The following is a 7,305-nucleotide window of genomic DNA, read 5'->3' on the forward strand; positions in this document are numbered from 1 at the left end:
CTCTACCACACCAAACCACGACACCGAAGCGCAGAAAACGAAATAGAATCGACGCCTGAGACCATTCAAGGATTCTCATGGCGGGAAAGACAAAGCGGTTCGGTGAACTGGCTACCGCGTTGGCGGCGCGACATGCGACAGCTTTCCTTGCGGCATGGCGCAATGCCCTATCCACTGCCTGCGCTGCCTGCGCGGCGCTAGCCGGCGTTTCTTATCTCCCGCCCGCTGCCGCCGCGCCCCTCACCTTCGCATCGCCTCCCGCCGAAATCGCCAAGGCCGTGCTCGACGATGAACCCGGCACCGTGGCCGTGGGCATCTGGCGGAACCAGCAAGGCCGCTTCGCGCTGCAACGCAATCCAGTGGGTAGCGTCGGCGAGGTTGTGGAGGGCGGCAGCGCGGACGCGCAGCCGTTCTTCGAGATCGGCTCCATCAGCAAGGTATTCACCGGCTTGCTGCTCGCGCAGGCCGTGGAGCGCGGCGAGCTGTCGCTGGACGACACGCTAGGCAAGCTGCTCGAGGCAAAGGCCACCTTGAAGCCCGAAACCGCCGCCATCACCCTGCGCCAGTTGGTGACGCACAGCGCCTGCCTGCCCCGCGAGCCACAGGACTTTCCCGGCTACGGCACACCAAATCCCTTCTCCCGGCACGACCGCTGGAAAATCTACGCCGGTCTTTCCGGCATGACGCTGGAACATGCGCCACCCTGCGGCGCGGCGTACAGCAACCTGGGCATGGGCCTCCTCGGCCAACTGCTCTCCGACCGCTACGCAAAGCCATGGGATGTGCTGGTGCGCGAGAACATCACCGGGCCGCTGGGCATGCGCGACACGATGCAATACCTCGGCCGGCAGGCCAGCCGCCTGGCCACCGGATATCAGCACGAGGCGTTCCAGGCACCATGGGATTTCGAGGCGCTGTCAGGCGCCGGCGCACTGCGCTCGACGGCCCCCGACCTGCTCCTGCTGGCGCGCGCCCTCATGGCTGGCCGGGCCGGCCCGCTTGGCCCGGCGGCAGAACGGGCGCTCACCCCCCTGGGCCACTTCCGTGGAGAAGAGATCGGCTACGCCATCCTGATCCGCGGGCCGGCCGGGCATCGAACGTATCACCACGACGGGCTTACCGCGGGCTACCGGACACTGCTGGCGTTTGCGCCGGATACCCAGGAAGCTGCGGCGATACTGGCCAGTAACTCGCACGCCAACCCGGTTAAGGTTCTGACAGGCATTGCGGCTAGCCGCTACCCGATCGCCCCGGCTACCCAAATGGCTCCGGCAGCTGCGGATTTGGCCGAATATGGCGGCAACTACCAGGCAGACAAGGACACCCGCTTCACCTTCGTGCCGCAGGATGGCAAGCTCTATCGCCGCTCGACGGGCACAGGGTTTCGCGCGCTCTCGCCCGGCGGGCCAGACACCTTTGTCGACGCCGATGCCGGCACGCGGTACGTGTTCAGGCGCGAGGCCGGCGAGATCGTTCGGGTCGACTACTACCTGGGTGATGGCGGCTTTGGCGGCTTTAGCGGCTTTGCGGGGCTACGCACGAAGGAAGCCGCGCCGCCGGTTGCCGTCGTGCCGCTCGACAGGCAACTGGACTACGCCGGCCGCTACCGCGCCCGCCGCATCATTCGCACAGATCTGGACCTTGATGTTCGCGCGGAGAACGGGCAACTTGGCGTGCGCGCCGGAAACTGGTTTCGCCGCCCTGTGTTCCCCGTCGCCGACAAGCCGGATCGGTTCGCCTACGAAAACGGCAGCAGCCAGCTCCAGTTCGAGCGCGATGCGACCGGGCGCGTCGCAGGCGTCGTCCTGTATGAGAATGGCGCGATTCGGCTGCGCCGGGTGCCTTGAGGCTGGCACGGCTGCATGGCGGCCATCACTTGCGTTGCGGCCTCTGCTGCCCAACCAGCTTGTCATGGTCTTTGCAAGCGCCTCGGCCAGCGCTGGTTGGTTCAGTCTCGCAAGGCAGCGCCCGGGCAGGCGATCATGGTGCCGGATGAGGATACAATCCGGCAGCGCCGACTTGTCCATCACGACCCGACCCCATCCATGCCTAACCCTACCCGGGCCTTCCTTCTTGGCCCGCTGCTCAAAGGCGTTTCACGCTCTTTCTATCTCACCCTGCGGGTGCTGCCTGCAGGGATGCGCGATCCGATCGGCCTGGCTTATCTGCTGGCGCGCGCCGCCGACACCATCGCGGACACCTCGCTGATTCCTCCGCAGCAACGGCTGGAACTGCTGCTGTCGCTGCGTGATCAGGTCAACGGCGCCACGGACGATGGCACGCTCATGCGGCGGCTGGCGGCAGAGGTCGCCGGGCAACAAGCGCTATCGGACGAGAAGGTTCTGCTCGAATCGCTCGGCCCGGCGCTGACGGCGCTGTCCCAGCTGAGCGCGGCCGATCGGACGGCGGTTCGCGAGATCGTGTCGACCCTGGCTTCCGGCATGGAGTTTGATCTGCGGACCTTCCCCGACGAAAGGTCCGGGCAGATCGGCGTGCTGCGCGAATGGGAAGAGCTGGACCGGTACACCTACCTGGTCGCGGGATGCGTGGGGGAATTCTGGACCAAGATGACCTACGCCCATATGCCCGGGACGCTCAAGGGAGAATCCGAGGCGATGCTGCTGCGAGGCGTGCGCTTTGGCAAGGCGCTTCAGATGACCAATGTGCTGCGGGACTGCGCCAAGGACCTGCGAATCGGGCGTTGCTACCTGCCGGGGGCGATGCTGGACCAGTATGGACTGACGCCGCAAGATTTGCTGTTGCCAGGCAATTCGGCGCGTGCGAAACCACTTCTGCTCGCGCTGATCCGCACGACGCTGGGTCATTTCCGTGAGGCGGTGGATTACACGTTTGCCATTCCTGCGTTCTCTGTTCGATTGCGCCTGGCGTGTTTGTGGCCAGTGCTTATCGGGCTGGAGACGCTGCTGCTGCTTGCAAGCAATGACGATTGGCTGGATCCGGCGAAGGTGCCCAAGATACGGCGGAGCGAGGTGTATCGGATTGTGGGATATTCGGCGTTGATGGCACCGTCCAATGGCTTGCTGCGGATCTGGGTTGAGCGGTTGATTGGAGGGATCGAGGCGCGGCTGGAACGTTAATGGCGAAGGAAGCCTTCCGCATCTGCGGGGCGAACCCCTAGGCCATTGCGCGCCTTTGCCCCCACCGCGCGACGGGCCATGGACGCGACTCGCGCCTGAGCCACGCACCGCACAGCGTTTTTTAAGGCCGCAATCACTTGCTGCTGGAGTGGTCGTCGCCCCCAAGCGGATCGACAATGATCATGGTGCGGTCCAGCACCCCGCGATCGTCAAAGTAAGCGCTGAAGTGGGCCGGCTGGTAAGCGCCGATGTAGAGCCGGTACGACCATGCCTCACGCTTCATCAGCGGGTAGTACTGGACCGGCTCGCGCGGCAGGCCGAAGCGTTGGGCCACGTCCTGCTTGGTCCAGGTACCCGGGCGCGCCTCATAGATCTCCTTCTCGGTCAGCATCTGGCGGAAACTGGTGAGGTTTCCGCTGGCGTCGAAATCCGCCGCGTAGACTTCGAACCCGAGCGGCTGCTTCGAGTAGATCCAGCGGCTGGTGCCGCCGGCGAGCTGGTAGGTCTCCGTGGGCTTGCCGAAGGTGTCGCGCACGGCGCTCTCCGGGCCACCGATCATTTTTTGCGCGGTCTCGACCGGCTGCAGGAACGCGCAGGCACACAGCGCGAGCGCAGCGGCGGTAGCCCCCATCCATCTGGCGAAGCGATATTGCATGACCATTCTCCATCGTTGGCGCGGGTGGTGTTCTCGGGCCAGGAACCCTTCCAGCATAGTGCAAGCGTGCGCGCACGCCGCGCACCCGGCCCTTACGGTAAACGCTTCGGGCAGCGGGATTATTCCACTGGTTTCCACTAACCCGGCCGACAGTGGGACAGTGGCAAAGTTGGCCTCAACAAACGTACCCCTCGATATAGCAGAACGCCGCCGTGCCGCTCCCGTACTCGGTGTCGCGCAGCGTGAATGAACCGGACAGGCAGATGAACGCGGTCATGCAGGCCAGGAGAACAAGCAGGCAAATTGCCAGAATGGACAGCTTTTGCATGGCAAACCCTTCCCTCAGAGAAGCAGCGGACGCCGACACGATGAGCCGACGCATGGGGAAAACCGGGGAGCCAGTCGCAAAGGCGGCGCTGATGCACCCGTTGTCCACCATTACGCATTTCCCATGCCCGTGCCAGCACGGCGGAAAAGCGCCCGATTGTGCTTCGGAAGGAAGCCGCGCCGCTAGCGCTGTTGGGCTGTGCCACACACCGGGGTTGGCGCTGCCCGAACTATTACCGGAGCGCTCTACTTCGCGTTCCCCACTTCGCGCGCCCTATTCCGCGCGCCCGTCCACTCGCCGCAACGCCGCCCCCACATCCCCATAAAACTCCCGCAGCGCCGCCACCTCCAAGTCCGGCGGCAGTAGTGCTGGCCAGAGCAGCGCCACGATATCCTTGGCGGTCCGCTCGATATCCACCGGCCGCTGCCTGGCGATTGCGTCCCAGAGAATGTGCTCCATCGGCCCGAAGATCGCCGAGCGCAGCAAGCTCAACGGCAGGTCGGCCCGGATCTCCCCACTCTCCCGCGCGCGCGCCAGCATATCCATCAGCGGCGCGGTGTAGCGCCGTTGCAGCGGCACGAACACCTCGCCCAGCCCCGGCCCCCTGGCGCGGCCTTCGGAGAGCACTAGCGCGCATAGCCCGGTGCCCTGGATCAGGAACAGCCGAAGATGCGTGCGCACGAAGAACTCGAGCTGCGCCTTGGTGCTCTGGCCGCGCGGCATGCCTTCTTCCACCGCAGCGATGATCTCGTCGTACCAGTCCTCGATCACCCGCACGCAAAGCTCGCGCTTGCCGTGGAAATAGGTGAACACCGTGGCTTCGGAGATGCCCAGGCGCTGGGCGATCTCGGTGGTGGTGGTGCGCTCGTAGCCCATCTCGGCAAAGACTTCGCGGGCCACGCGCAGGATGTCGCGGATGCGTTGCTCCGCCTTGGCGCTCGCGGGGACGCGGCGCCGCACCATGATGTCGTCCATCGACGTGTTACCTCGCTTGCCGGAAGCCGGCGATTATAGTGCGGCGCAACATAAAACAGATGCCCGGGCACGCCTTGGGGCGCAACTCGCCCCCGTCACGGGATTGTAATTGATCTTTACTCAACTCATGGTTGCAATTTTTCGGGTCTGCGTGTACTTTTCCAGTCAACGCCACTGCCCCGATGCTACATAGGACGGGACAAGGGCCAGAATATATGCGCACTCCCCGACTTGAGCCACACTCAACAAAGTTGAATAACCCTCAAGAAACCGGGATACGGACAATATTGCGACAGCGCTTTGGAGACGAGTTATGACGATGCAGGGTGCGGCTAGCCCAACGATCTTGCCCATTGGCGGGCTCTCCCACGTCAGGGGCAGTACCGACATTCCCTTGTCCGAGCTGACGGTGCCGGCGCTGCTAGCCGAAACCGTAGCGCGTTTCCCGGATCGCGAGGCGGTGGTGTTTCGCGAGCAGGGCATCCGCTGGAGCTGGCGGGAATTTGCACAGGTGGTGGACGCCATGGCCGGGGGCTTGCGCCTGCTGGGCCTGGAGCGCGGGGACCGCATCGGCATCTGGTCGCCGAACCGGGTGGAGTGGCTGGTGACGCAGTTCGCCACCGCACGCCTTGGGCTGGTGCTGGTGAACATCAATCCGGCTTACCGCCTGGCGGAGCTGGAATATGCGCTGAACAAGGTGGGCTGCAAGGCGATCGTGGCGGCGGAGTCGTTCAAGACGTCGCGCTACCTGGAAATGCTGCAGACGCTGGCGCCGGAGTTGCAAAGCTGCGAGCCGGGCGCGCTGCAGGCAGCGCGCCTTCCCGCGCTGCGCTGGGTGATCCGCATGGGCGGCGAGCGCACGCCGGGCATGCTGAACTACGACGCGCTGCTCGCGCATGGCACGCATGCCCTGACCGGGGAGCTGGACGCGATTTCCGCTCAGCTGGACCGCTACGACCCAATCAATATCCAGTTCACCAGCGGCACCACCGGTGCGCCCAAGGGCGCCACGCTGACGCACCGGAACATCGTCAATAACGCGCGCTTCATCGCCATGGCGATGCGCTTCTCCGAGCAGGACAAGCTGTGCATCCCGGTGCCGTTCTATCACTGCTTCGGCATGGTGCTGGCCGTGCTGGCCTGCGTATCCACCGGCGCCTGCATGGTGTTCCCCGGCGAGGCGTTCGAGCCGGCGGCAACCATGGCGGCGGTCAGCGAGGAGCGCTGCACGGCCTTGCACGGCGTGCCGACCATGTTTATCGCCCAGCTGGATCATCCGGATTTTGCCAAGTACGACTTCTCCACGCTGCGCACCGGGATCATGGCGGGTTCGCCCTGCCCCATCGAGACGATGAAACGCGTGATCTCGCAGATGCACATGGCGGAAGTGACGATCGCCTATGGCATGACCGAGACCAGCCCGGTTTCCTTCCAGAGTTCCACCACCGATCCGCTCGACAAGCGCGTGACCACCGTGGGGCTGATCCAGCCGCATCTTGAGGTCAAGCTGGTGGACGGCACCGGCGAGATCGTGCCCGTTGGCGAAAAGGGCGAGCTGTGCACGCGCGGCTACTCGGTGATGCAAGGCTATTGGGACGACGAGCCTCGCACCCGCGAAGCGATCCGCGATGGCTGGATGCACACGGGCGACCTCGCCACCATCGACGCCGAGGGTTACTGCAACATCGTTGGCCGCGTGAAGGACATGCTGATCCGCGGCGGCGAGAACGTCTACCCCCGCGAAATCGAGGAATTCCTGTTCCGCCACCCGAAGGTGCAGGCAGTGCAGGTGTTTGGCGTGCCCGACCCCAAGTACGGCGAGGAAGTCTGCGCGTGGATCGTGCTCAAGCCGGGCGATACGGCCACCGAGGACGATATCCGTGCCTTCTGCCGCGACCAGATCGCGCACTACAAGATTCCGCGCTACATCCGCTTTGTCGACGAAATGCCCATGACCATTACCGGCAAGGTGCAGAAGTTCGTGATGCGCGAGCGCATGACGCTGGAGCTCGGGCTTGGCGACAAGACCACGTGACGACCCAACCGAATCCCATCTGACATCGGGCCGCCGTCTGCCGCGGCCGTATTCCACTAGATAACGAGCACTCAACCATGAACGAACTCCCCGGCCTCAATTTCCACCTTGGCGAAGATATCGACATGTTGCGCGAAACCGTGCGCAACTGGGCGCAGGCCGAACTGGCGCCGCGCGCGGCCGAGATCGACCGTACCGACCAGTTCCCGATGGA

7 protein-coding genes are annotated in these 7,305 nt (G+C 64.6%); 4 read left to right on the forward strand and 3 right to left on the reverse strand.

Annotation, left to right across the window (positions count from 1 at the left end; all coding sequences use genetic code 11):
• Positions 1-77 precede the first annotated feature (77 nt).
• Both AC1Q7Q_RS36585 and AC1Q7Q_RS36590 read left to right on the forward strand, forming a co-directional pair.
• A complete protein-coding gene (locus AC1Q7Q_RS36585; protein ID WP_492375671.1) occupies positions 78-1,847 on the forward strand; it encodes a serine hydrolase in 1,770 nt (589 codons plus the stop codon).
• Between the two features lie 198 nt (positions 1,848-2,045).
• Positions 2,046-3,098, forward strand: a complete 1,053-nt coding sequence (locus AC1Q7Q_RS36590) for a phytoene/squalene synthase family protein (RefSeq protein ID WP_492375692.1) — start codon at positions 2,046-2,048, stop codon at positions 3,096-3,098.
• Between the two features lie 133 nt (positions 3,099-3,231).
• Here AC1Q7Q_RS36590 and AC1Q7Q_RS36595 read toward each other — a convergent pair whose 3' ends face one another.
• From AC1Q7Q_RS36595 to AC1Q7Q_RS36605, 3 genes are all read right to left on the reverse strand, one after another.
• Positions 3,232-3,753 carry a hypothetical protein gene (locus AC1Q7Q_RS36595; protein WP_492375670.1) on the reverse strand — a complete coding sequence of 174 codons (522 nt, stop codon included), beginning with the start codon at positions 3,751-3,753 and terminating at the stop codon, positions 3,232-3,234.
• A 175-nt stretch (positions 3,754-3,928) separates the two neighbouring features.
• Positions 3,929-4,192, reverse strand: coding sequence for a hypothetical protein (locus AC1Q7Q_RS36600; RefSeq protein WP_492375669.1), 264 nt, complete (start codon positions 4,190-4,192; stop codon positions 3,929-3,931).
• A 162-nt stretch (positions 4,193-4,354) separates the two neighbouring features.
• Entirely contained in the window at positions 4,355-5,056 is a 702-nt protein-coding gene (locus AC1Q7Q_RS36605) for a TetR/AcrR family transcriptional regulator (protein WP_492375668.1), read from the reverse strand.
• Positions 5,057-5,369: 313 nt separating this feature from the next.
• On the opposite strand from AC1Q7Q_RS36605, the gene AC1Q7Q_RS36610 reads away from it, so the two are divergent.
• Together AC1Q7Q_RS36610 and AC1Q7Q_RS36615 are read left to right on the forward strand one after the other, a co-directional pair.
• Positions 5,370-7,091: an AMP-binding protein gene (locus tag AC1Q7Q_RS36610; protein WP_492375667.1), complete on the forward strand. Its 1,722-nt coding sequence runs from the start codon at positions 5,370-5,372 to the stop codon at positions 7,089-7,091.
• A gap of 77 nt (positions 7,092-7,168) precedes the next feature.
• A partial coding sequence (locus AC1Q7Q_RS36615; protein ID WP_492387278.1) for an acyl-CoA dehydrogenase family protein occupies positions 7,169-7,305 on the forward strand: 137 nt, incomplete at its 3' end.

The sequence above is a fragment of the Cupriavidus sp. GW823-FHT07A04 genome (assembly GCF_058794615.1).

Bases quoted from the DNA above. Each gene is read 5' to 3' on its own strand.
- AC1Q7Q_RS36585 (WP_492375671.1), top strand. From the start codon at position 78: ATGGCGGGAAAGACAAAGCGGTTCGGTGAACTGGCTACCGCGTTGGCG.
- AC1Q7Q_RS36590 (WP_492375692.1), top strand. From the start codon at position 2,046: ATGCCTAACCCTACCCGGGCCTTCCTTCTTGGCCCGCTGCTCAAAGGC.
- AC1Q7Q_RS36595 (WP_492375670.1), bottom strand. From the start codon at position 3,753: ATGCAATATCGCTTCGCCAGATGGATGGGGGCTACCGCCGCTGCGCTC.
- AC1Q7Q_RS36600 (WP_492375669.1), bottom strand. From the start codon at position 4,192: ATGGTGGACAACGGGTGCATCAGCGCCGCCTTTGCGACTGGCTCCCCG.
- AC1Q7Q_RS36605 (WP_492375668.1), bottom strand. From the start codon at position 5,056: ATGGACGACATCATGGTGCGGCGCCGCGTCCCCGCGAGCGCCAAGGCG.
- AC1Q7Q_RS36610 (WP_492375667.1), top strand. From the start codon at position 5,370: ATGACGATGCAGGGTGCGGCTAGCCCAACGATCTTGCCCATTGGCGGG.